General features: G+C 55.6%; 21 protein-coding genes and 1 tRNA gene. 9 read left to right on the top strand and 13 right to left on the bottom strand.

The genetic code is table 11. The annotated features are described in order from the left end of the window. Positions 1-6: 6 nt before the first annotated feature. Positions 7-1863 carry a dihydroxy-acid dehydratase gene (gene ilvD / locus GQF02_RS08050; protein WP_160796234.1) on the bottom strand — a complete coding sequence of 619 codons (1857 nt, stop codon included), beginning with the start codon at positions 1861-1863 and terminating at the stop codon, positions 7-9. A 176-nt stretch (positions 1864-2039) separates the two neighbouring features. Here ilvD and lgt point away from each other — a divergent pair, with 176 nt between their 5' ends. Beyond that, the gene (gene lgt, locus GQF02_RS08045; protein ID WP_160796232.1) at positions 2040-2891 is read left to right on the top strand and encodes a prolipoprotein diacylglyceryl transferase; all 852 of its coding nucleotides are present in this window, start codon (positions 2040-2042) and stop codon (positions 2889-2891) included. 165 nt (positions 2892-3056) lie between these two features. On the opposite strand, the gene serC is transcribed toward lgt, so the two are convergent. From serC to GQF02_RS08015, 6 genes are all read right to left on the bottom strand, one after another. Further along, positions 3057-4142, bottom strand: a complete 1086-nt coding sequence (gene serC, locus GQF02_RS08040) for a 3-phosphoserine/phosphohydroxythreonine transaminase (RefSeq protein WP_160796230.1) — start codon at positions 4140-4142, stop codon at positions 3057-3059. Positions 4143-4167: 25 nt separating this feature from the next. Continuing rightward, a complete protein-coding gene (locus GQF02_RS08035) occupies positions 4168-4611 on the bottom strand; it encodes a PaaI family thioesterase (protein ID WP_124735838.1) in 444 nt (147 codons plus the stop codon). Then, entirely contained in the window at positions 4608-5078 is a 471-nt protein-coding gene (locus tag GQF02_RS08030; RefSeq protein WP_124735837.1) for a PaaI family thioesterase, read from the bottom strand. Before GQF02_RS08030 ends, GQF02_RS08035 begins: the two co-directional genes overlap by 4 nt. Continuing rightward, positions 5075-7702, bottom strand: coding sequence for a DNA gyrase subunit A (gene gyrA, locus GQF02_RS08025; RefSeq protein ID WP_124735836.1), 2628 nt, complete (start codon positions 7700-7702; stop codon positions 5075-5077). The genes GQF02_RS08030 and gyrA overlap by 4 nt, the downstream gene beginning before the upstream one ends. 130 nt (positions 7703-7832) lie before the next feature. After that, positions 7833-8576, bottom strand: coding sequence for an amino acid ABC transporter permease (locus GQF02_RS08020; protein ID WP_124735835.1), 744 nt, complete (start codon positions 8574-8576; stop codon positions 7833-7835). Between the two features lie 57 nt (positions 8577-8633). After that, positions 8634-9446 carry a basic amino acid ABC transporter substrate-binding protein gene (locus GQF02_RS08015; RefSeq protein WP_124735834.1) on the bottom strand — a complete coding sequence of 271 codons (813 nt, stop codon included), beginning with the start codon at positions 9444-9446 and terminating at the stop codon, positions 8634-8636. 130 nt (positions 9447-9576) lie between these two features. Between GQF02_RS08015 and GQF02_RS08010 the strand changes: the two genes are divergently transcribed. The 7 genes from GQF02_RS08010 (at position 9577) to GQF02_RS07980 (ending at position 15504) form a co-directional block, all read left to right on the top strand. After that, a complete protein-coding gene (locus tag GQF02_RS08010) occupies positions 9577-10023 on the top strand; it encodes a hypothetical protein (RefSeq protein WP_124735833.1) in 447 nt (148 codons plus the stop codon). A 54-nt stretch (positions 10024-10077) separates the two neighbouring features. Next, positions 10078-10153 (top strand) — tRNA-Thr (locus GQF02_RS08005). A 116-nt stretch (positions 10154-10269) separates the two neighbouring features. Beyond that, complete coding sequence (locus tag GQF02_RS08000; RefSeq protein ID WP_160796228.1) at positions 10270-12003, top strand: site-specific integrase; 1734 nt, start codon at positions 10270-10272, stop codon at positions 12001-12003. 128 nt (positions 12004-12131) lie between these two features. After that, entirely contained in the window at positions 12132-12803 is a 672-nt protein-coding gene (locus GQF02_RS07995) for an ORF6N domain-containing protein (RefSeq protein ID WP_160796226.1), read from the top strand. Between the two features lie 247 nt (positions 12804-13050). Continuing rightward, positions 13051-13491 carry a hypothetical protein gene (locus GQF02_RS07990; protein WP_160796224.1) on the top strand — a complete coding sequence of 147 codons (441 nt, stop codon included), beginning with the start codon at positions 13051-13053 and terminating at the stop codon, positions 13489-13491. Between the two features lie 891 nt (positions 13492-14382). Continuing rightward, positions 14383-14943 carry a recombinase family protein gene (locus GQF02_RS07985; RefSeq protein ID WP_160796222.1) on the top strand — a complete coding sequence of 187 codons (561 nt, stop codon included), beginning with the start codon at positions 14383-14385 and terminating at the stop codon, positions 14941-14943. Between the two features lie 168 nt (positions 14944-15111). After that, the gene (locus tag GQF02_RS07980; RefSeq protein WP_160796220.1) at positions 15112-15504 is read left to right on the top strand and encodes a hypothetical protein; all 393 of its coding nucleotides are present in this window, start codon (positions 15112-15114) and stop codon (positions 15502-15504) included. Positions 15505-16054: 550 nt separating this feature from the next. Here the strand turns inward: GQF02_RS07980 and GQF02_RS07975 are convergent. The 4 genes from GQF02_RS07975 to GQF02_RS07960 are packed head-to-tail and all read right to left on the bottom strand — an operon-like array spanning position 16055 to position 19632. Beyond that, positions 16055-16663 (bottom strand): alpha/beta hydrolase, encoded by a 609-nt coding sequence (locus GQF02_RS07975; RefSeq protein WP_160796217.1) that lies wholly within the window; start codon positions 16661-16663, stop codon positions 16055-16057. Further along, entirely contained in the window at positions 16663-16971 is a 309-nt protein-coding gene (locus GQF02_RS07970) for a (2Fe-2S) ferredoxin domain-containing protein (RefSeq protein ID WP_160796215.1), read from the bottom strand. Before GQF02_RS07970 ends, GQF02_RS07975 begins: the two co-directional genes overlap by 1 nt. Before the next feature lie 17 nt (positions 16972-16988). Continuing rightward, positions 16989-18395: a replicative DNA helicase gene (gene dnaB / locus GQF02_RS07965; protein WP_124735830.1), complete on the bottom strand. Its 1407-nt coding sequence runs from the start codon at positions 18393-18395 to the stop codon at positions 16989-16991. A 58-nt stretch (positions 18396-18453) separates the two neighbouring features. Then, positions 18454-19632 (bottom strand): BaiN/RdsA family NAD(P)/FAD-dependent oxidoreductase, encoded by a 1179-nt coding sequence (locus GQF02_RS07960; RefSeq protein ID WP_124735829.1) that lies wholly within the window; start codon positions 19630-19632, stop codon positions 18454-18456. A 116-nt stretch (positions 19633-19748) separates the two neighbouring features. On the opposite strand from GQF02_RS07960, the gene GQF02_RS07955 reads away from it, so the two are divergent. After that, positions 19749-20327, top strand: coding sequence for a superoxide dismutase (locus GQF02_RS07955; RefSeq protein ID WP_124735828.1), 579 nt, complete (start codon positions 19749-19751; stop codon positions 20325-20327). 69 nt (positions 20328-20396) lie between these two features. On the opposite strand, the gene GQF02_RS07950 is transcribed toward GQF02_RS07955, so the two are convergent. Both GQF02_RS07950 and GQF02_RS07945 read right to left on the bottom strand, forming a co-directional pair. Then, positions 20397-20888 carry a DNA-deoxyinosine glycosylase gene (locus GQF02_RS07950; protein ID WP_160796213.1) on the bottom strand — a complete coding sequence of 164 codons (492 nt, stop codon included), beginning with the start codon at positions 20886-20888 and terminating at the stop codon, positions 20397-20399. A gap of 127 nt (positions 20889-21015) precedes the next feature. Further along, positions 21016-22683, bottom strand: coding sequence for a SulP family inorganic anion transporter (locus GQF02_RS07945; protein ID WP_160796211.1), 1668 nt, complete (start codon positions 22681-22683; stop codon positions 21016-21018). Between the last annotated feature and the right edge of the window lie 129 nt (positions 22684-22812).

Genomic DNA, 22812 nt, shown 5'->3' with positions numbered 1-22812 from the left:
AACCACTCAGCGCCGTTCAACCTGAGAAACATCACGTACCGCACCGGTGTCGGCACTGGTCGTCATCGCGGCATAAGCACGCAATGCCGGACTGACCACGCGGTTACGATCCAATGGCTTCCATGCTGCCACCCCACGCGCTTCCATCTTACTACGACGCTGCGCCATTTCTTCATCCGTCACTTGCAGGACAATGCTGCGCGCCGGAATATCGATCAGAATGGTGTCGCCTTCCTCCACCAGCCCGATTGCACCACCTTCGGCCGCCTCGGGCGACACATGACCGATAGACAGCCCCGAGGTTCCGCCGGAGAAACGGCCATCAGTCAGCAGTGCGCACGCCTTTCCCAGCCCTTTAGACTTAAGGTAAGAGGTCGGATACAGCATTTCCTGCATGCCCGGCCCGCCCTTAGGGCCTTCATAGCGAATCACCACCACATCGCCCTCGACGATGCGGTCGGCCAGAATCGCTGCCACGGCATCATCCTGACTCTCGAACAGGCGCGCACGGCCGGTGAACTTGAGTATGGAGTCATCCACCCCTGCCGTTTTCACGATGCAGCCGCGCTCGGCAATATTGCCGTACAGCACCGCCAGCCCCCCATCCTGTGAGTAAGCATGAGCTTTATCGCGGATACAGCCATCCGCACGATTCAGATCCAGCTCGGGGTAACGCATGCTTTGCGAAAAAGCGATGGTGGTCGGCACGCCACCAGGCGCCGCACGATAGAAACGGTGCGCCTCGCTGTCCGGGCTATTAACGCAGATATCCCAAGCAGCCAGCGCATCGCCCATGCTCGGGCTGTGCACGGTCGGCAGGTCGCGATGCAGGATGCCGGCACGATCCAGCTCGGCCAGAATGGCCATCACCCCACCGGCGCGGTGCACGTCCTCCATATGATATTTTTGTGTTGCCGGCGCCACTTTGGCCAGACACGGCACCGAACGCGAAATGCGGTCGATATCGGCCATTTTGAAATCGACCTCGGCTTCACTGGCTGCCGCCAGCAAGTGCAACACGGTATTGGTCGAGCCGCCCATGGCGACATCCAGCGCCATTGCATTCTCGAACGCCTGCTTGGAACCTATGCTACGCGGCAAAACCGAGACATCGTCGCCTTCATAATAACGGCGAGCCAGATCAACGATGGTGCGCCCCGCCTTGAGGAACAACTCCTTACGGTCGGCATGCGTGGCCAGCATCGAGCCGTTACCCGGCAAGGACAGACCCAGTGCCTCGGTCAGGCAATTCATCGAATTGGCGGTAAACATGCCCGAGCACGAACCACAGGTCGGGCAGGCAGAGCGTTCAACCTTGGCCACATCCTCGTCCGAGATGCGGCTGTCGGCTGCCTCGACCATGGCGTCCACCAGATCCAGCTTACGGATATCATTGCCCCACTGCACCTTGCCCGCTTCCATCGGCCCGCCGGATACAAACACCACCGGAATATTCAGCCGCATGGCCGCCATCAACATGCCCGGGGTGATCTTGTCGCAGTTGGAGATACACACCAGCGCATCGGCACAGTGCGCATTCACCATATATTCGACCGAGTCGGCAATCAGCTCGCGCGAAGGCAGGCTATACAGCATGCCGCTATGGCCCATGGCAATGCCGTCATCCACGGCGATGGTATTGAATTCTTTAGCCACACCGCCGGCGCGTTCTATTTCACGCGCCACCAGTTGGCCCATATTGTGCAGATGCACATGACCCGGCACAAACTGGGTGAACGAGTTGGCGATAGCGATGATGGGCTTTTCGAAGTCATCATCCTTCATCCCTGTAGCGCGCCACAAGGCGCGGGCGCCGGCCATATTGCGGCCAGCCGTGGTAGTGCGTGAACGGTATTGCGGCATGCTTTTTCCTTGAGGTTCGATCTGAGTCCGGTATTCCTCCGGCCGGCATTGTGCACCGGCACCACCTTGCGTTGAGGCATCGCGCCCACTCCGGGGTAGGAAGCGAGGCACGGGGGAACACTTTTACGTATAATTTCGTCACTCTCCTTTTACCCCATTCGCACACCACCTGACAAATGCTCATTCATCCGCAATTCGACCCGGTGGCTATCCACCTGGGGCCACTCGCCATCCACTGGTACGGTTTAATGTACCTAGTGGGGTTCATGTGTTTTATCTGGCTGGGCAATGTCCGCATCAAAGCCGGCCACAGCTTCATGACGCCCAAACTACTGGATGACCTGCTGATGTACGGCGTACTCGGTGTCGTCATCGGCGGACGCCTGGGTGAAGTACTGTTCTACCAGCCCGGCTACTACCTCGCCCATCCGGCCGAAATCCTGATGGTGTGGAAAGGCGGCATGTCGTTTCACGGTGGCTTTCTAGGCGTGCTGTTTGCCATGTGGCTGTTCGCCCGCCGCCATGGCCAGACTTTCTGGCAGATCACCGACTTTATCGCACCACTGGTACCTCTTGGCCTCGCGGCCGGACGTGTAGGCAATTTTATCAATGGCGAACTGTGGGGACGCGTGACCCGCGCTGATGCGCCATGGGCGATGGTATTTCCGCAGGCACGAATTGATGACATGCACTGGGTTCAACAACACCCGGAGCTATTGCAGACCTACCTGACTCTGGGTGGCCTGCCACGCCATATGTCGCAGCTTTACCAGTTTGCACTGGAAGGCATCGCACTGTTTGTTATTCTCTGGTTCTACTCCGCCAAGCCGCGCGCCAGCGGCCGCGTCTCGGCCGTCTTTCTGATGGGCTACGGCGCATTCCGCTTCTGTGCCGAATTTTTCCGCACGCCGGACGCCGGCATATTCGGCCAATCCTACGCTATCAGCATGGGGCAGTGGCTGAGCCTGCCGATGATAGCGATCGGCATCCTTGTTTACATTTGGGCAGGAAGGCACAAAGCGAGTTAAGGCTTACAGCCCAAAGGCCGTGGCCCTGCAACCCAAGCCCCACCAGCGCCTTGCGCATTAAAAAACCCGCCCTGCTGACGCAAACGGGGCGGGTTAGTGCAAAGCAGTCAGTACAGCGCCGGCACAAAAAGCTACGACGTCCCGCCGGTACAAGTGCAGCGCATTTCAACCATGCTGATGCGCGAATTCACCCATAAAGCCAACCAGTGCCTTCACGCCTTCGATAGGCATGGCGTTATAGATGGAGGCGCGCATCCCACCCACCACGCGGTGACCTTTAAGCTGCACCAGACCACGTTTTTTGGCCTCGGCAACAAACACCTCGTCCAGAGCCTCGTCTTTCAGGCGGAACACCACATTCATCTGCGAGCGGTCGGCCTCGGCCACATGGGTCGAATAAAAACCGTTACTGGACGTGATTGCGTGATACAAAAGCCCGGCCTTCTCGCCATTGTGCGCCGCCATGCCCTTTACTCCGCCCTGCTCTTTCAGCCACTTGAATACCAGACCCGCGATATAGATAGGATAAGTCGGCGGTGTGTTGTACATCGAGTCGGCGTTGGCGTGCACCTGATAGTCAAGCATGGTCGGCGTACCCGGCATCGCCTGCCCCAGCAGGTCTTCGCGCACGATGACTACCACCAGGCCGGACGGGCCGATGTTCTTTTGCGCACCGGCATAGATCAGGCCGAATTTGGCCACATCAATCTCGCGCGACAGGAAATCGCTGGACATATCACACACCAGCGGCACCTTGCCAGCATCCGGCACAAAGGGGAATTGCACGCCACCGATGGTCTCGTTCGAGGTGTAATGCAGGTAAGCCGCCTCGGGGTCGCACTGCCAGACGCCTTGATCCGGCACATAACTAAAACCGCGATCTTCGGCGCTGGCCACCACATTAACCTTGCCAAAACGTGAGGCTTCCTTGATTGCCAGCTTGGACCAGTGCCCGGTATTCACGTAATCGGCCGAGGTTTTACCAGCCAGCAGATTCATCGGCACCATGGCAAACTGCTGCGAGGCACCGCCTTGTAAAAACAGCACCTTATAACCTGCCGGTACCGCCATCAACTGCCTGAGATCCTGCTCGGCATCATGGATGATTTCCATGAATTCGCGTCCGCGATGGCTCATTTCCATCACCGACATGCCCGAACCATGCCAGTCCAGCATATCGGCCTGCGCCTCGGCCAGTACCGCATGCGGCAGCACCGCAGGACCTGCAGAAAAGTTGAACAGCTTCGTCATGAACCGCTTCCTTTGTCTTGTCGGTTTAGCCGGTCGCGAGCAAGAAGTGCGCGCGCGCAACGGCCACAGGTTGGGCCCGGTCTTCCTGCCAGGCTTCAATCAGTACATGGGCAACCCGTTTGCCCTGCTTGGTAATTTCACAACTGGCATACAGTGTCTGCGCCCGCCCCGAGCGCAGATAGTCCAGCGAAAAGTCGACGATTTTCGGCGCCTCCAGCGAGTCCCGATTCCACATCAGATGGATCAACGCCGCATTTTCCAGAAAGCCGCCAATCAAGCCGCCATGCAAGGCCGGCAACATGGTGTTACCGATATTGCGCTCATGAAAAGGCAAGGAAAACAGCAAGCCATCTTCGCCGGACTCGCTGAATTCAACCCCCATCAGCCGGGCATAGGGAATGGCATCAATCACACCAACGCAATCGCCGGCATCACGCAAAGCAGCAAAACGCTGCATAAACGCGCTCATGATTTACCCCCCTCGTCCACCATCGGCACCCGGCTGGAGCCTCGCATAAAAGTCGCCACGCCGTGCGCGATAGGCAGATCGATACTGTCCTGATAACAGATGGCGCGGGTAAAGGCGATCTGTCCGGCCAGACGGTAACACTCGGCCGAACAAAAAATAGGCTGCCCAGGTTTGGCAGCCGTCAGATAGTCGATACGCAGATCCAGCGTGGCGATGGTTTCATAGTCAGACAGATTGGCCGTCACGGCCATGGCGCTAGTGGTGTCCACCAGCGAGGTAATCACCCCGCCGTGGATCACGCCACTGGCCGGATTACCGACCAGATCTTCACGCCAGTTTATCCTGAGTGTGGGTTTGCGCCCTTCGACACCCACCCACTCCATGCCCAGTGTCTGGCAATGCGGCAAGGACACGAAGAGTTGCCCCATCGTCTCCAGTACTTGCGGATTGACGGGGCCGATACTCATTCGTTAGCGCCTTCTTCGGTGCTGTCGCCAGCCGCTGCAGCGTCGGGCGCATCCACGCTGTCTTCCAGTTCGGCATCCGCCTCGACATCTGCCTCGGCGACCTTCTCCAGACCGATCAGCGTTTCGCCTTCGTCCAGATTGATCAGACGCACACCCTGCGCTGCCCGGCCGGTTTCGCGCACCTGCGACACTTTGGTACGAATCAGCACACCGCCGGTGGTGATCAGCATCACGTCGTCAGACTCTTCCACCAGTGTCGCAGCCACCAGCTTGCCGTTACGCTCACCGGTATCGATGGCGATCACGCCTTGCGTGCCGCGGCTGGTCAGGCGGTAATCGCCGACCGGCGTACGCTTGCCGTAACCGTTTTCGGTGGCGGTCAGCACCTGCTGCTCTTCAGCCGTGGTCACCAGCAGCGAAATAACCTGCTGGCCATCCTGCAAGGCCATGCCGCGTACACCGGTCGCATTACGCCCCATGGCGCGTACGGCATTTTCGTTAAAGCGCACCGATTTGCCGGCGTCGGAGAACAACATCACCTCGTCGTCACCGCCAGTCAGCGCCACACCGATCAGCTTGTCGCCTTCGTCCAGATTCACCGCAATGATGCCGGAAGTCCGCGGACGGGAGAAATCGGTCAGCGGTGTCTTCTTCACGGTACCGTTGCCGGTCGCCATAAAGACATACTGGTCTTCGCGGAACTCTTTCACCGGCAGCACCGCATTGATGCGCTCGCCCTCGGCCAGCGCCAATACGTTGACCATAGGCTTGCCGCGACTGGTACGCCCGCCCTGCGGTACGTTGTAGACCTTGATCCAGTAACAGCGCCCCAGACTGGAGTAGCACAACAGGAAGTCGTGGGTATTGGCAACAAACAGGGTTTCGACGAAGTCGGCATCCTTGGTGGCTGCTGCCAGCTTGCCGCGGCCACCGCGACGCTGACTCTGGTAATCACCGACCGGCTGTGCCTTGATATAACCGGTGTGCGAAATCGTGACCACCATATCCTGCGGCGTGATCAGGTCTTCGATATTGATATCGGCGCCGAAAGGCTCGATCTCGGAGCGGCGCGCATCGCCAAACTGGGTTTTGATCGCATTCATCTCGTCGGCAATAATCTGGTTCACCCGCTCTGGGTGCGCCAGAATATCGATCAGATCCAGAATCACGTCCATGATTTCGCGATATTCGCCAACGATCTTGTCCTGCTCAAGCCCGGTCAGACGCTGCAAACGCAGCTCCAGAATGGCCTGTGCCTGGATATCGGACAGATGGTAGCCATCGTCTTTCAAGCCGTATTCCGGCGACAAGGTTTCCGGACGCGCCATAGTCTGATCGACACGCGACAGCATGTCCTCGACCAGCGACGAGCGCCATGGACGAGCCATCAGCCCGGCTTTCGCCAGAGGCGGCGCTTCCGAGGCCTTGATCAGCGCAATGATTTCATCGACATTGGACAGGGCAACGGCCAGGCCTTCGAGAATATGACCCCGGTCACGCGCTTTTTTCAGCTCGAAAATGGTACGGCGGGTGATCACTTCACGGCGATGGCGCAGGAACTCGTCCAGCATCTGCTTGAGGTTCAACAGGCGCGGCTGGCCATCGACCAGCGCCACCATATTCATCCCGAAGCTATCTTGCAGCTGGGTCAGCTTGTACAGCTGATTGAGCACCACCTCGGGCATTTCGCCACGCTTGAGCTCGATCACCATGCGCATGCCGGATTTGTCCGACTCGTCACGCAGATCAGAAATGCCTTCGATCAGCTTTTCACGCACCAGCTCGCTGATACGCTCCAGCAGGCGCGCCTTGTTGACCTGGTACGGCAGCTCGTCGACGATAATCGCCTGACGGTCGCCCTTGCCGATGTCTTCGAAGTGCGCGCGGGCACGCATAATCACGCGGCCGCGACCGGTGCGGTAGCCTTCCTTGACGCCGGCCACACCATAGATAATGCCGGCCGTCGGAAAGTCCGGCGCAGGAATGATGTCGATCAGCTCGTCGATGGTGATCTCGGCATTGCCAAGCAAAGCCAGGCAGCCATCAATGACTTCATTCAGGTTATGCGGCGGGATATTAGTCGCCATGCCGACCGCGATCCCCGAACTGCCGTTAATCAGCAGGTTGGGGATCTTGGCCGGCATGACCAGCGGCTCGTGTTCCGAGCCGTCGTAGTTGGGGCCGAAATCGACGGTTTCTTTTTCGAGATCGGACAAGAGTTCATGCGCGATGCGCGCCATACGGATTTCGGTATATCGCATGGCCGCAGCGTTATCGCCGTCGACCGAACCGAAGTTGCCCTGACCATCGACCAAGGGATAGCGCAGCGAAAAATCCTGCGCCATACGGACGATGGTGTCGTATACGGCGGTGTCACCGTGCGGGTGATATTTACCGATCACGTCGCCGACAATACGGGCGGACTTTTTGTAGGCACGGTTCCAGTCGTTGGAAAGCTCGTGCATGGCAAAAAGCACCCGGCGGTGCACCGGCTTGAGGCCGTCACGGACATCCGGAAGCGCGCGCCCCACGATCACGCTCATGGCGTAATCGAGATAGGAGCGACGCATTTCTTCTTCCAGGCTGACCGGGATCGTTTCCTTGGCGAAAAGCTGATCTGTCATGGGTTAGCGCACTGTCTTCTTTTGATGGCAATAGAGGGTCATTCTACCATGGCAACGCCCCTGACGCATGCCGCAGCCAAGCAAAAGGCCAGCGCAAGGCCGGCCCGGGTGCAACAATGACGCAGTTGGCTCAGCGCGAGGCGAGCTGATAGTGTTTTTCCAGCCGGGACAAGCCCCAGGCCATCAACATGGTCAGCGCCAGATACATAAACGAGATGGTCAGGTACGGCTCCCAATAGCGCGAGTACACGCCCGCTACCGTACGCGCAGCAAAAGCCAGTTCGGCCAGACCAATGGCAGACACCAGCGACGAATCCTTAAGCAGCATGATCGCCTCATTCCCCAAAGGCGGCAACATACGGCGAAACGCCTGCGGCACGACCACAAAGCGCATAGCCTGACCATAAGTCAGCCCAAGCGAACGCGCAGCCTCGACCTGCCCCTTGTCTATGGACTGGATACCTGCACGGAAAATCTCGGTAATGTACGCACCCGCGTTCAGCGTCAGTGCCAGCAAACCGGAAATGAAAGCCCCGTAGTTCTGACGGATTTCGCGCGCCAGATCTCCATCAATCAGCAGACCATCAACCGGATGGATCAAGGCCGGCATTAAAGCGAAATGTGCCAGCAGGATCTGGACAAACAAGGGTGTGCCACGGAAAAAGGTCACATAAGCCGTGGCCGGCCATTTGACAAAGTACTCAAGGAAAAACCGGGCAAAACCGTGCGGCGCCGATGCCAGACGCGCCATCCCCATAAACAAGCCGATCAGGCTACCAAATACCACCGCAATCAAGGTGATAACCAGAGTCATCACAGCGCCGTCGATAAACAGCGGTGCGTACTCAACAATCATGCCCCAACGCATTTCCATACTCTTCTCCGAGAGTGTACAGGCCGGCACAAACACCATGCCGGCCCTCAAACCTAATTACTTGGCACCAAAGTACTTGGCGTGAATCTTGTCGTACGTCCCGTCAGACTTGATAGCCTGAATGCCTGCATTCAGCTTATCCAGCAAAGCCTGATTACCCTTCTTCACCGCCATACCGTAAAACTCCGGCTGGAAGCTCTGGGTATCCTCAACCATGCGCAGATTACTGGCAGGGTTATTGGACACATAGTTTTGCACCACGCCATTGTCACCGACTACAGCCTGCACACCACCGTTCTCAAGCTCCTTCAGTGCCAGCGGCGTACTCTCGAAGCGCTTGATATCGACACTGGTCTTACCCAGCAGGTTTTGCACCACCTCGTCGCCGGTCGTACCCGTCTGCACGGCAACCTTCTTGCCCTTCAGATCCTGAAAGGACTTGATCGTTTCCCCGCCCTTGCCGGTTGCAATCAACTGGCGCGCCTCAAAATAAGGCGAAGAAAAATCCATCGACTGCTTGCGCTCATCGGTAATCGTCACCGAGGAAACAATAATGTCGCGATCTCCCTGCTCCAGCGTGGCAAAAATACCCTCCCATGGCGTATTGATGACCTTAACCTTGAATCCGCCTTTTTCAGCAACCGCATTCAGCACATCCATATCAAAACCGACCACCTCACCCTTATCGTTCTGGAACTCGAAGGGCGCATACGCCGCATCGGACCCCACCACATAGGTTTTCACTTCGGTGCTCGCTTGTGGCTCGCTTGCGCCACCTTGGGTTTGAGCATCCTGTTTCTGACCACAACCTACCAGAAACAGCGACCCCATCAACAAGGTTGCCAGAACACTTCTTCTTGTTTGCTTCATCTTCTATGCCCCCTCAGGTTTGGTAACATAACAGAGCGCAACGGCCCTGCGTGTTACTATAACAACGTGTCCATCACATAACAATGCATTGGCATAACATTCCAACATTCACTCAAATATCACCATTTCCATGCTTCCCCGTACTTTTTTTACAGCTCTTATTTCGCTCGCCCTACTAAGCCCCTTTACCACCCAAGCAGAAGACCTCCCTCTGCCGGGCGATACGCCAATGACGTACAGCACAAAACGTGCCACTACCCCGCAAAAAAAGCCCAGCCCCTCCCTAACTCGCAAGGCTACTAACAAACACAAAGCCAGTAAAACCCGCAACATCAACACGCGCAATGCCAAAGCAAAAAAGCCTGCCCAGTTGCGTACAGGCAAGCATGTAAACAGCAAAAAACGTACTACAGCAACGAAAGCAAGCAGCAAGACACAGCCTTCGCTACACAAAAAAAGCACCCTCAAAAAAAACCAGACCTCAAGCAAACGCAAGCTCGCCAGCGCGACCAAAGGCAGCAAAAAGAAGCTGGCAAATGCCAAGACCCATAACAAGAGCAAACTCCAGAAAAAATAAAACAATTACCAGGCTTGCCAAATAAAAAAAATCAGGGCATAATTCTTCACCTAAGCCGACTTAGCTCAGTTGGTAGAGCAACTGCCTTGTAATCAGTAGGTCACCAGTTCGATTCCGGTAGTCGGCACCACCGTATGTAAGTTGTTGAATAGCAACACAAGTTCAACGACTCTAAGGCTCTCATGCCCAAAGTGCTCCAAAGTGATCCAACCGGAAGGCGATCACCGAGGAGTCCACGATGGAACCATGGGAGCTTTTTCATTTGGTCAAAACAGCAGCGCCAGCAGCACCAATGACCTCCCCTCCCTCAGCTTCAAGCCCGATGAGTTCGCCCAGCACCTGAGACTTCGCGGCTCTACCTACTATTTCCGACAGGTCTTCCCGAGACTTGGAGAAGTCACCCTGAGTCTTCGCACAGGCGACCGTAGGACTGCCAAGGGTCTTTCCAGTAAAATAAGCAGATCCTTATCCGCAAGATTCATTACTGCAACGACCATGCCTGCCAGCAGAAATAGCCAGCAACGACTAGAAGAAATCCTTAGGGAGCTTCGGGAAGACGCCAAAGACACCCTTCGCACCTGCATAACGGATGAGCACGAAGACCCGCACTCCGTCCAAGAAGTCTATACGTCAGTCCTTCAGCGCATACAACATGGCACAGGGGAGCCTGAAGACTTCATCAAGTGGCACGCTCAACTGGAATACCTCAAGGCCATGAAAGCCAAGATGGACGGGAACGCCATACCTATGGTCAAACTCGCCACCCAAGGGGTATCAGGGCAACTTCAGGAGCTTCTTGAAGCCTATACACCAGCAGCACCACAACAAGCACCAGCACCGGTTATAGCCCATGCATCAAGCCCTAGCAGCGACCAAGCAGACGGCTATACCTTTGCCCAACTGACCGAGCAATATATCGGCGAGCAAAAGCTGAAGGGCAAATGGTCTGACAAGAGCGAGCTTGAAGCCGAAGCAGCCATTCGGGTACTGATTGCCCTCGTCCCTCCCCAGCCGGTCGATACATTGACCCGCAAGGACTTTGTGCGTGTATCGGAGTTAATCAGCAACTTCCCTGCTCAGGCCAGCAAGCGATTCCCAGATGTAAGTGACCTCATGCAGCTTGCACTAATGGAACACGCCCCCAGCGCCCTAATGAGCATTACCACACAGAACAAGCACACGAACCGACTATCGACCATTCTCAAGTGGGCAGAGATAAACGGTCTCATCAAGAAGAACCTTGCAGAAGGATTAGGCAAGGCAGATACCGGCAAAGCCTCCGAAGAACGGGATGCCTTCACCAATGATGACTTGCGCCTGATCTTCAAATGCATAGCTGACAAACGTACCCCGAAGCCCGTCAAACGGGGCACAGCAACCTTGCAGGAGTTCCACTATTGGATTCCCCTGCTGGGCTACTACACAGGCGCGAGGGTCAACGAGATAGCTTCTCTGCGCCCTCAGGACATTCGAAAGGTGGATGATGTGTGGTGCATAGACATTTGCCAGCAGAACGATGGCACCAAGAAAACAAAATCCAAGGCCGGAGACCGTATCGTCCCAATCCACCCTGAGCTATTGCGCCTCGGACTGGTCGAGTACGCCCTTGAAGCAGCCATGCAGGGAAACTCCAGGCTGTTTATGGAGCTGAAGATGACCCACAACGGGTACGGGGGAATGGTCTCCAACTGGTTTAACGGTCACCCCGATAAATCGCACAGCATGTACCTACGCGCAGGCGTAAAGGGTGACAACCTGTCCTTCCACTCCCTCCGACACTCGTTCACCACGAACATGGAAAGAGCCAAGGTGGAGCCGATTACACTCAAGCGCCTTGTAGGACACAGCATGGATGACATGACCTATGGCCGCTACAGCAAGGGCATTGACCCCATGATGGCCTTCGAAGAACTCTCCAAGTTACCCAGCCTCAGTAGCGATATCTTGGAACCTTTCGAAGCATGGCGAACACGCGCATAACCTGAGGGCGCAGGTGCGCTGATTTGAATGTTTGTGGTCTACCACCCGATAAAGCCACGAAGATTCATTTTGAAGCGCACCAAGATCAACCACATGCACGCCCCCTAAACAACCTCAAGGCGATCACCGTGAACTCTGTAACCCTGCCGCAAGTGACTTACAAGGGGCAGCCAGTGCTGACTACTAGGGCGCTCGCTGAATTACTAGGGTGCAAACCTCACGCTGTTACAGTTAATTTTGGCCGCAATCAACATAAATTCATGCAAGGTATTGATTTTATTAAGATTAATGCAGTTGAAGCGCGAGCCGCTGGCCTTCCTCATACCACGGCAAAGCTTGTGTCTCAAATAGAGACATTAGAACTTTTCAGATACTCCAGCCAAGGCGTTGTTCTCTTTACTCGCCGTGGCCTTGCGAAGCTCTCCAAGTCCGTAGGAACTCCCCAAGCGTGGGCGATGATGGATACCTTCATAGACGCCTATTTCACCCTTGAAGGACTCGCTACAGGCTCCCTAACGGTACAGGAAGGCGCTGCCAAGACTCAGGAAGTCGTCAAGCGTGGTCAGGGTCTATTTGCTGGGATCGCCCTACAGGATACCCCTAGCTTGCCCGATGGTGACCACCTACGCACTGCCATGGCCTTGCCGGTAAACCGTATGGCGATATGTGGCTGTACATTTGATTACATCCTTGTACTTCTGCTTACACTTCATTTCTTTTGTTTTGGATGGGCACTACCTACACTGGCATTGCAAGTTTCTCCTCTTTGCCATGCGGCCATCCCTTCAGTTAAACCCTGAGGGGATTTTTTTTTGTATGTATGCGTGTGATCTAGTCCAGTCACTAAGGAGCGCAGCGCAACGACCGTGACGATAGTTAATTACGCGCACCTACATATCTAAGGGATGACCTGAAATCGACTCATGGCCTTTCCAGTCTGTCAAGTTTTTATGGATGGTTATTAGAGGGGATTTGAGACGGGTTGAATTAAGTAACACATGAGGCAGAAGGAACTCACTCATCACTTACTTAAGGGAACTCATACCAATGACTGCAACCACTATCACCGTAGCCGCAACGACCACCACCAAGAATCCTAAGGGCGCAGGCCGCAAACCGATCATCTTCAACAATACATATACGGCTAAGGCCATACGAATCATTAAAACTAGCGGAGCAAATCATATCCTCTGCCGCATTGATGACGTAATCACTGGCGCGTGCAATCTCGACCTTAGAGGAAATACCCGGCCAATTCGCAAAAATACCCTACTGACAATCCTTATGCGTCTTGACTTTATCACCTCAGAAAGCGTTGCCGAACTTCTCCAAGTATCACCTGCACATGCTAGAGATTTGGCAGCACTTGCACGAGTTTCATCCGTTGCCATTCGAAACACATTAGATAAATGTCAATGGGTCATACCTGAAGATGATGAGTTCGACTATCTCGCCCCTATGGATCGCTTCGATAGAGAACTACATTAGCCCTAGAAGCCGCATCGGCCAGCCTTTTTAATTACGCGCACCTATATAAAAGGGCAACAAAAAGATATTCAGAATTCCCTTGGATTGTCAAGCACATACAAGCACCTCCAAGGGCTTCGAAGAAATTTAATTAAGTAACACATAAGGGAGAAGACCCATCAAGTCATACCCTTAAGGAAACCTTCAAGGCACTATAAGGCACTAGGAAGCAGGTATAAGGATAAAGATACGAATGATAATGAGAAAAGAGAATACTAGAAATAACCTTTAAGTAAACTAAACACACCTATAGGGTGATTGTTTTCTTACCACATACTAAAGACCAGCACAATAGAAACCGATAGTAATTATTGCATAGACCAGATAGTAGGGTCTTCAAAGGAATCCCTTATCAGGAGGATGATTTCATCATTATATCTCCTCGCCTTAGAGCAGCCTTCAATAAGCGTCAGAGAGTAATATAACGAGGTCTCCTGAATTACTCATGGATCACACATGCCTCCTGCATGTCACCTTGAAAATACTAGGGAAAAATCTTTGAACCCATATCTAGTAGGAAGACCGCAGGACTCCCCCCTGTACCCCTAGCCGTAGACCAGTAGCAGGCATCAGATCACCCCAAGGCCGCTAAGACACTCTTGCAGGGTCATGGAAGCATGGCATCACAGGGCGCTACAGGGTCAGCCATAAGGCCACGACAGGGCACTCTTGCAGGGTCATGGAGGTGAACCAATGCTTACACGGCAGTCGCCCTTCAAGGTGTATCAAAAGGTTCTCCTTACGGACACCCCAATAAACAGCGCCCCAACTATGAACTAAAGTACCTTTGCAAATTGTGTACATGTACGTTATTGTGCGCATATCTTATGTAACACCCTAAAGGCACTTCACATGGCCACTATCGCTTATCTTCGCGTTTCCACTGATGACCAGACCATCGACAACCAGCGCATGCAGATCGAGGCTAAGGGTTACAAGGTCGAGAGCAATCACTGGTATGTGGATGAAGCCATCAGCGGGTCTACAAGAGCCTCTGAGCGCCCACAGTTCAAAGCCATGCTGGACTATCTGAGAGACGGCGATACGCTTGTAGTGGCCGCCATAGATCGCCTAGGGCGCAACACGATTGATGTATTACAGACTGTGGAAACCCTGAAGAACAAGGGAGTGTCTGTGATAAGCCTTCGGGAATCTTTCGACCTGACCACACCAGCAGGCCAGATGATGTTGACCATGCTTGCGGGTCTTGCTCAGATGGAAAAGGCGATCATTGCCGAGCGCAGGGAAGCCGGTATGGCACGCGCTAGGGCTGAAGGTAAACACATGGGTAGACCTCGGGAAACACCAGTAGAGACCATATTAAAAGCCCTAAAGGTCAACGAAGGCAATGTATCCAAAACAGCTAGAGAGCTTAAAGTTTCCCGCCAAACAATCATACGCGCACGCACATAACCTACTGATAACAATAATGTTATTCTACAAATAAATAAAACGAATGTCATATATAAAGCATATAGACTAATAATACACCGCAAATTAGATAAGTACTGATACCTAACATATTGAGTTGAATGTCATTTGCGTGTACCATCGCCGCATTTTCAACAAGCTAGGCGGCTCATGATGGTAAATATAAAACATATTATTGCAGCGACCTTTATCACCACATCCATTACAGGCTGCGCATCTATTTTTAGCGGCGGAAGTGATAATGTCAGCATTAACTCCCTCGAAAAGGGAACAACATTATCTATCAATGGTGCCCCACGCGGACTAGACAATACAGCCGCTGACTTGAAGCGAGGAAAACCATATACGATTACAGCCAGCAAAGAAGGCTGCAAAGATGTAACAATCCAGACTCAAGAAAGTTTTGACGGCAGATCACTCTTGGGTATTTTTATTGATTTTGGCATTTTCACAATCCCAATTGACATGATTAGTGGTGGCGCTTGGAAAATTAGCCCTAGCTCATACACAGTCACTCCGATTTGTGACAAAAAAGCTTCTTAATTAATAGCCACATACCCTGATGATTAACCAATAATAACGTGTTCAGTCATCAAATAGACCGCGCCTCTAAATGATACGGTGCGGTCTAAATTCACTCCAAATACCCTTCCCGCACTTACTCCCCAAATCAGGCAACAAAATACCTAGCGCATCTTGCTACCAGCTCTTGACGCCTGCTCCAAAGCAATCCAGAATCACCCAATCGCATAACATTTCCCAATAAAATCATATGCTTAAGTCGTCTCCGGTAGTCGGCACCACCGTATGTAAGTTGTTGAATAACAACACAAGTTCAACGACTCTAAGGCTCTCATGCCCAAAGTGCTCCAAAGTGATCAAACCGAAAGGCAATCACCGAGGAGTCCACGATGGAATCATGGGAGCTTTTTCATTTCCAGCCTCTGCTCTACCCCCCCTTTCGCTTCAAGCCGAATAAGTTTACAACCCAAAGCAGCTACTCAGGCAGGCCAGAGCCTGTGTATCTAAAAAGAAAACCGGCCGGCAAGATCGGGCTTGCAGGCCGGTTGAGCTGGGATGCCGGAGCAAGTTTTTACCAGCAGCGCTTGATCAGCGCCGCCAGTTGAATCAGCCGGCCATGAAAAAAGTGGCCGGCACCGGGCAATACCACGACCGGCAAAGCTTGCGGGCGCGCCCAGTTAAAGACGTCGGAGAGCGGAATCACTTCGTCTTCTTCCCCGTGTATGACCAGCGTATCCGCCGGCACCGCCGGCGTTTCAATCGGATATTTACCCACCGCAACGCCCATCAACAGCAGCTTGTCAGCCTCTATACGCGCCCGCGTTCTGGCCGCGACAAAACCACCAAAGGAAAAACCGGCCAGCACCAAGGGAACATCTCCATGCTCAGATCGCGCATGCTCGGCCACGGCGATTACATCGTCAACTTCACCCACACCATAATCATGCTGGCCCGCACTCTCGCCCACACCGCGCAAATTGGGCAGATAGCAGGCGTAACCCATCTGGGACAAGGCACGCGCTGCAGTTTGTACCACCTTATTGCTATGCGTGCCGCCTTGCAGCGGATTAGGATGGCAGATGACAGCCACACCCTGCACCGCCCCTACGGCAGGCACATACAGCGTGTCCAAAGCACCGACAGGGCCGGCTACCACCAATTTATTCAACGCCTTGAGCATCAGATCTTCAGCCTTTGCACCACACGGCCGGCCACCATATGCTCGGCCACGATCTCATCGATGTCTTGCTGATCGATAAAGGTGTACCAGGTTTCCTCGGGGTAGACCACCATCACCGGGCCGGCATCACAACGGCCGAGGCAGCCTGCCTTGTTGACGCGGATCTGCCCTTCGCCTGCCAGACCCAGCGTCTTGACCTTGTCCTTCATATAGCCAAGCAGTTCGCTGGCACCATGATTGTTGCAGCAGTCCTCGCCGGCGGCACGCTGGTTGCAACAGATGAACACATGCTTGTCGTAAAAACTCATACGGCTTTCTCTCTGGTTTAACCGTCGCTGTCGGCCCAGCCACTGGCACCGTGCAGGGCGGCATTCTCGAACTTGGCGTAATGACCGACAAAGGCCAGCCGCACCGTGCCGGTCGGGCCGTTACGGTGCTTGGCGATAATGGCTTCGGCCAGACCCTTGTCCGGCGAATCCGGGTTGTAGTATTCGTCGCGGTACATAAACAGGATGATATCGGCATCTTGCTCGATGGCGCCGGATTCGCGCAGGTCGGACATCATCGGGCGCTTGTTCGGGCGCTGCTCGACTGCACGCGACAACTGCGACAGCGCGATAATCGGCACTTCCAGCTCCCGCGCCAGCCCCTTGATGCCGCGCGAGATCTCGCCCAGTTCGGCGGTCCGGTTGTCGCCGCGCCCCGAGCCCGACATCAGCTGCAAATAGTCGATCACGATCAGGCCCAGCTTGCCGCCGTGCTGGCGCGCCAGGCGACGCGCGCGCGCGCGCACTTCCAGCGCAGTCAAGGCTGGCGTCTCATCGATATACATCGGCGCATCCGACAGCTTGCCGATGGCGAATGTCAGCTTGCTCCAGTCCTCATCCTGCAGCTTGCCGGTTCGCAGCACATGCTGGTCCAGCCGTCCGACCGAGCCCAGCATACGCATCACCAGCTGGGTGCCGCCCATTTCCATGGAGAACACTGCCACCGGCAGATGGTGCTCGACCGCCACATGCTCGGCAATATTCATCGAAAACGCCGTCTTACCCATGGATGGACGACCAGCCACAATCACCAGATCCCCCGGCTGCAAGCCGGATGTTTTGGCATCCAGATCAGTAAAGCCGGTCGGCACGCCGGTGACTTCATCCGGGTTATCGCGGCTGTACAACATGTCGATGCGCTCGACCACTTCTTTCAGCAGGCCGGGCATTTCCAGAAAGCCCTTTTTGCCCTTGGCCGTCGACTCGGCAATCTTGAAGACCTTGCCTTCGGCTTCGTCCAGCAGCTGCGAAGCGTCCCGCCCCTGCGGGCTATATGCCGACTCGGTGATTTCGGCCCCGATAATGGCCAGCTGTCGCATCACCGAGCGCTCGCGCACGATCTCGGCATAGCGGCGGATATTGGCGGCCGACGGCGTGTTCTGCGCCAATTGCGCCAGATAAGCCAAACCGCCTACATTGCCAAGCTCGGCATTCTTGTCCAGGCTCTCGGAGACGGTCACCACGTCGGCCGGGCGTGCCACTTCAACCAGACGCAGAATATGTTTGAAGATGATCTTGTGGTCGTGACGATAGAAGTCGGACTCGCTGACGACATCGGCGATCTTGTCGAACGCACTGTTATCCAGCAACAGGCCGCCCAGCACCGACTGCTCGGCCTCGACGGATTGCGGCGGCGTGCGTACGGCCGCAGCCTCGCTGTCAAAATTCTCGGTGGATTCGGTCATGTGGACACTTGAAGTGTGCAGCCGGCAGCGGCCGGCCGCGAAATAACAAAGCGGGATTCTAGCAGTTTTTGCCGGCAACAAAGCCGGACGACCAGGCCCACTGGAAATTATACCCACCCAGATGGCCGGTCACATCGACCACCTCGCCGATAAAATAGAGGCCGGGCACAGCATTGGCCTGCATGGTCTTGGATGACAAGGCGCGGGTCGACACCCCGCCCAGCGTCACCTCGGCTTTTTTATAGCCTTGCGTGCCGTTGGGCTTGAGCCGCCAGTGATGTATCGCTTCGGCCAGTTGCTTGCGTGTCTTGGGCGAGAGTTCACGCAGACGCACATCCATCCCCTGCGCCAACAGCCAGGCATCGGCAAAGCGTCGCGGCCAGCCCCACTCTACCAGCGCATTGGCCACGCGCTGCTCGCTGTTGGCACGCGCGAGCAACAATTCTTCGGCATCCTGCCCCGGCAGCAAATCGATGCTGATTTCCATGCCCGGCGCCCAATAGGACGACACCTGCAAAATGGCAGGCCCGGACACACCTTTATGGGTAAACAGCACATTCTCGCGAAAACGCCCCTTGCCTGCCTTGACCTCCACCTCCAGCGATACGCCGGCCAGTTCGGCAAAGCGGGCGGCATCATCTACATGGAAGGTCAGCGGCACCAGCGCCGGCGCCAAAGGCGTCAGCGCCACACCGAACTGCTCGGCCAGACGGTAACCGAAAGGACTGGCACCGATTTGCGGAATCGACAGGCCACCGGTGGCCACCACCAGTGACTCACAAGCAAATACGCCGTCAGCCGTTTGCAGGGTAAAGCCCCCGGCCGGGTCGCGCGCCACCTCGCCAATCGTCACGCCCATGCGCCGCTCTACGCCGCCCAGGCCGCATTCGGCATCCAGCATGGCAATAATCTGTTCGCTGGACTCGTCGCAAAACAGTTGGCCCAGCTTTTTCTCGTGCCAGGCGATGTTGTAGCGCGCCAGCAGATCGATAAAATCCTGCGCCGTATATTGCGCCAGCGCCGAGCGGCAGAAATTCGGGTTCTCCGACAGATAGCAGTCATAACGCACGCCGCTATTGGTAAAATTGCAGCGCCCGCCGCCCGAGATGCGGATTTTCTCCGCCAGTTTTTGCGCATGGTCCAGCAATAAAACACGGCGACCGCGCTGTCCGGCCGTTGCCGCACACATCAGGCCGGCCGCCCCGGCACCAATCACGATTACATCAAAATGCGTCATGCAAGCCTTTACTTTACTTATCTGGTCAACTATTGGCGGGACACGCCCAAATCCAGTAAACTGCCCGGGTATGATTAGGTGATGTTACTGTCTAAATAGCAACAAGGAGAGCATAAATGGAACACAAACTGCCTGAACTGCCGTACGCCCTGGACGCCTTGGCTCCGACCATTTCCAAGGAAACGCTGGAGTACCACTACGGCAAGCATCACCAGACCTATATCACCAACCTGAACAACCTGATCAAGGGCGGCGAATTCGAAGACGCAAGCCTGGAAGAAATCGTCAAGAAATCCAGCGGCGGCATCTTCAATAACGCAGCCCAGGTTTGGAACCACACTTTCTACTGGTTCGGCCTGACCCCGAACGGCAAGGGCGCACCGGAAGGCGCACTGGCTGATGCCATCAATGCCAAGTGGGGTTCGTTCGACGAATTCAAGAAGGCTTTCAATGCCGTCGCTGCCGGCACCTTCGGCTCCGGCTGGGCATGGCTTGTCAAGAATCCGGATGGCTCGCTCGAACTGGTTTCCACCAGCAATGCCGCCACCCCGCTGACGACCGACAAGAAGGCACTGCTGACTTGCGACGTTTGGGAGCACGCCTACTACATCGACTACCGCAACAGTCGCCCGAACTATCTGGAAGGCTTCTGGAAGCTGGTGGACTGGGACTACGTAGCCAAGAACTTCGCCTGATTCAGGCCTCTGGTCAACAAAGGACTCTGCGGAGTCCTTTTTTCATGCCCGCCCTCTCGCCACCCGGCATTAAACGCCCAGATAAGGCTGCAAAACCCGCCACGCGGCCAGCTTGTCGGCAAACGCCACGGTATAAGCCGGGCTGGTGGATGGCAGCGCCAAAGCCGGCACATACACCCCCGGCTCGCGCAGCGCGGTTTTGTACGCCAGCGCACCATTAAATGCCAGCACTTCCAGCGCCGGCAGCGAGACAAGCAAACTTGCCAAGTCGTTGCGCTGCACATCCCGCACCGCCGCATCCAGGCTGCCGCGCCGCTGCGCCTTGCCCACTACATCCCACAAACCGATACCGCAGGCCAGCAAACCTTGCAGGCGTTCGCCATAAGGCAAGGTATCCAGCGGCTTGCCGGTCAGCGCGGCAACTATCGGCCAGAAGGCATTGCGCGGGTGGGCATAATACTGGCTAACCGCCAGCGAAGCATCCCCCGGCAAAGAGCCCAGCACCAAAATACGGGTCTGGGCATTCACCACAGGGGCAAAGCAATGCTTGAATTCGCTCATAAAAGATCGTGCAAACAGGGGACGAACAAACACTCAAAAAACAACAAACCATGGGCGCAAGGGGCCAAAAAAACCGCACGCATAAAAACTGCGCGCGGTGATCGGCTTCAGGCATGCAGCCTACAACTCATGATGACTGCGCCGAGGCATCCGTCTGCGACAGACTACTACGCACCGCGTGAATCAGCTTACGGTAAATGCCGCCACGACCCAGCATATGGGCGATACCGGACTTGACCAGCGCATGGCGCACATCCGGACAGGCATCACACAACATGATCCGTATCCCGCGCGAGTGCAGACTCCGGCAAACCTCTTCCAGCGAGCGCAAGCCGGTACCGTCAATAAAAGGCACACGCTTCAGGCGCAGGATCAGTACGCGCGGCTCGGTGTGGGTGACGCCCAGCACACGGGCAAAATTCTCCACCGCACCATAGAAAAACGGGCCTTCCACTTCGTACACCAGCACATCATCCGGCAAGCGCTCAATGCCGTGATGCTTGAGCTCCATCGTCAGATCCTCGCCCTTGACTTCATGCACATCGACCGAGGCGGCCATTCGGCGCAAAAAATGCAGGGTTGCCAGAATCACCCCGATATTCACCGCCACCACCAGATCGGTAAACACGGTCAACACGAAGGTGATCAGCAAGATGGCCACATCGGCACGCGGCGCATGGCGCAGCATATGTTTGAAGTGGCGGATTTCGCTCATATTGTAAGCAACGACAAACAGAATGGCCGCCAATGCCGCCAGCGGAATATTGGCAGCGGCCGGTGCCAGACACAGCACGATCAGCAACAGCACGATGCAATGCACGATACCGGCCAGCGGACTGGAGCCGCCGTTGCGGATATTGGTCGCGGTACGGGCGATGGCGCCGGTGGCGGCAAAGCCGCCGAATAGCGGGGTCACGATATTGGCGATACCCTGCCCTACCAGCTCCTGGTTGGAGTTGTGCTTGGTGCCAGTCATACCGTCCGCCACCACCGCCGACAGCAAGGATTCGATCGCACCCAGCATGGCGATGGTGAACGCCGGACCGACCAGTTCCACCAGCAAGGCCGGCGTCACCGACGGAATGGCAAAACCGGGCAAGCCCTGCGGAATGCCGCCAAAGGCACTGCCTATGGTGGCAACTCCGTCAAAATGAAAAACAGACTGGATCAGCGTCGCCACCACCATCGCAACCAGTGGCCCGGGCAGACGCTTGAGATAAGGCAGCTTGGGGGTGAAGATCACCAGGCACAAAGCCAGCAGCGCCAACGCGGTGGTGGCCGGATGCAGCTCGGGCAAGGCCTGGATCAGATGCCAGGTCTTTTCGTGGAAGTGCTCGCCCGCCACCTTGGGCAAACCGAAAAAGTCGCGCCACTGCCCGACCCAGATGATCACGCCGATACCGGCAGTGAACCCCACAATCACCGGCGCCGGTATGAACTTGATCACCGCGCCCATGCGCGCCAGCCCCATGCACAGCAGCATCACCCCGGCCATCATGGTCGCGATCTGCAGGCCGACAATGCCGTACTTGGCGGTAATCGCCGCCAGAATCACGATAAAGGCACCGGTCGGACCGGAAATCTGTACCCGACTGCCGCCGAACACGGAAATCAGCGCACCCGCCACGATAGAGGTATACAGACCCTGCTCGGGCTTGGCACCGGAGGCAATGGCGAAAGCCATGCCCAGCGGTAAAGCGACAACGCCGACGATAACGCCGGCGATAATATTGTTGATCCACTGTGCACGGGTTTTAAACAAGCCGGCACGGTGGGCTTCCATCAGGGCGATCATGGCACACATTCAATATGAGAAAAATATAATGATAGTATAAGCATTTCGCCCAAACCTATGTGGGTAATCTCCGGGCTGTTTTTGCCATGCTTTTTTCACACTTCAAACGCTACGCGAGCCCGATCACAC

Source organism: Craterilacuibacter sinensis (genome assembly GCF_009831765.1).
In the GTDB taxonomy this organism is placed as follows: Bacteria; Pseudomonadota; Gammaproteobacteria; order Burkholderiales; family Chromobacteriaceae; genus Craterilacuibacter; species Craterilacuibacter sinensis.
The sequence above is the reverse complement of the archived record's forward strand: the minus strand, read 5'-3'. Positions and strand labels throughout refer to the sequence as shown.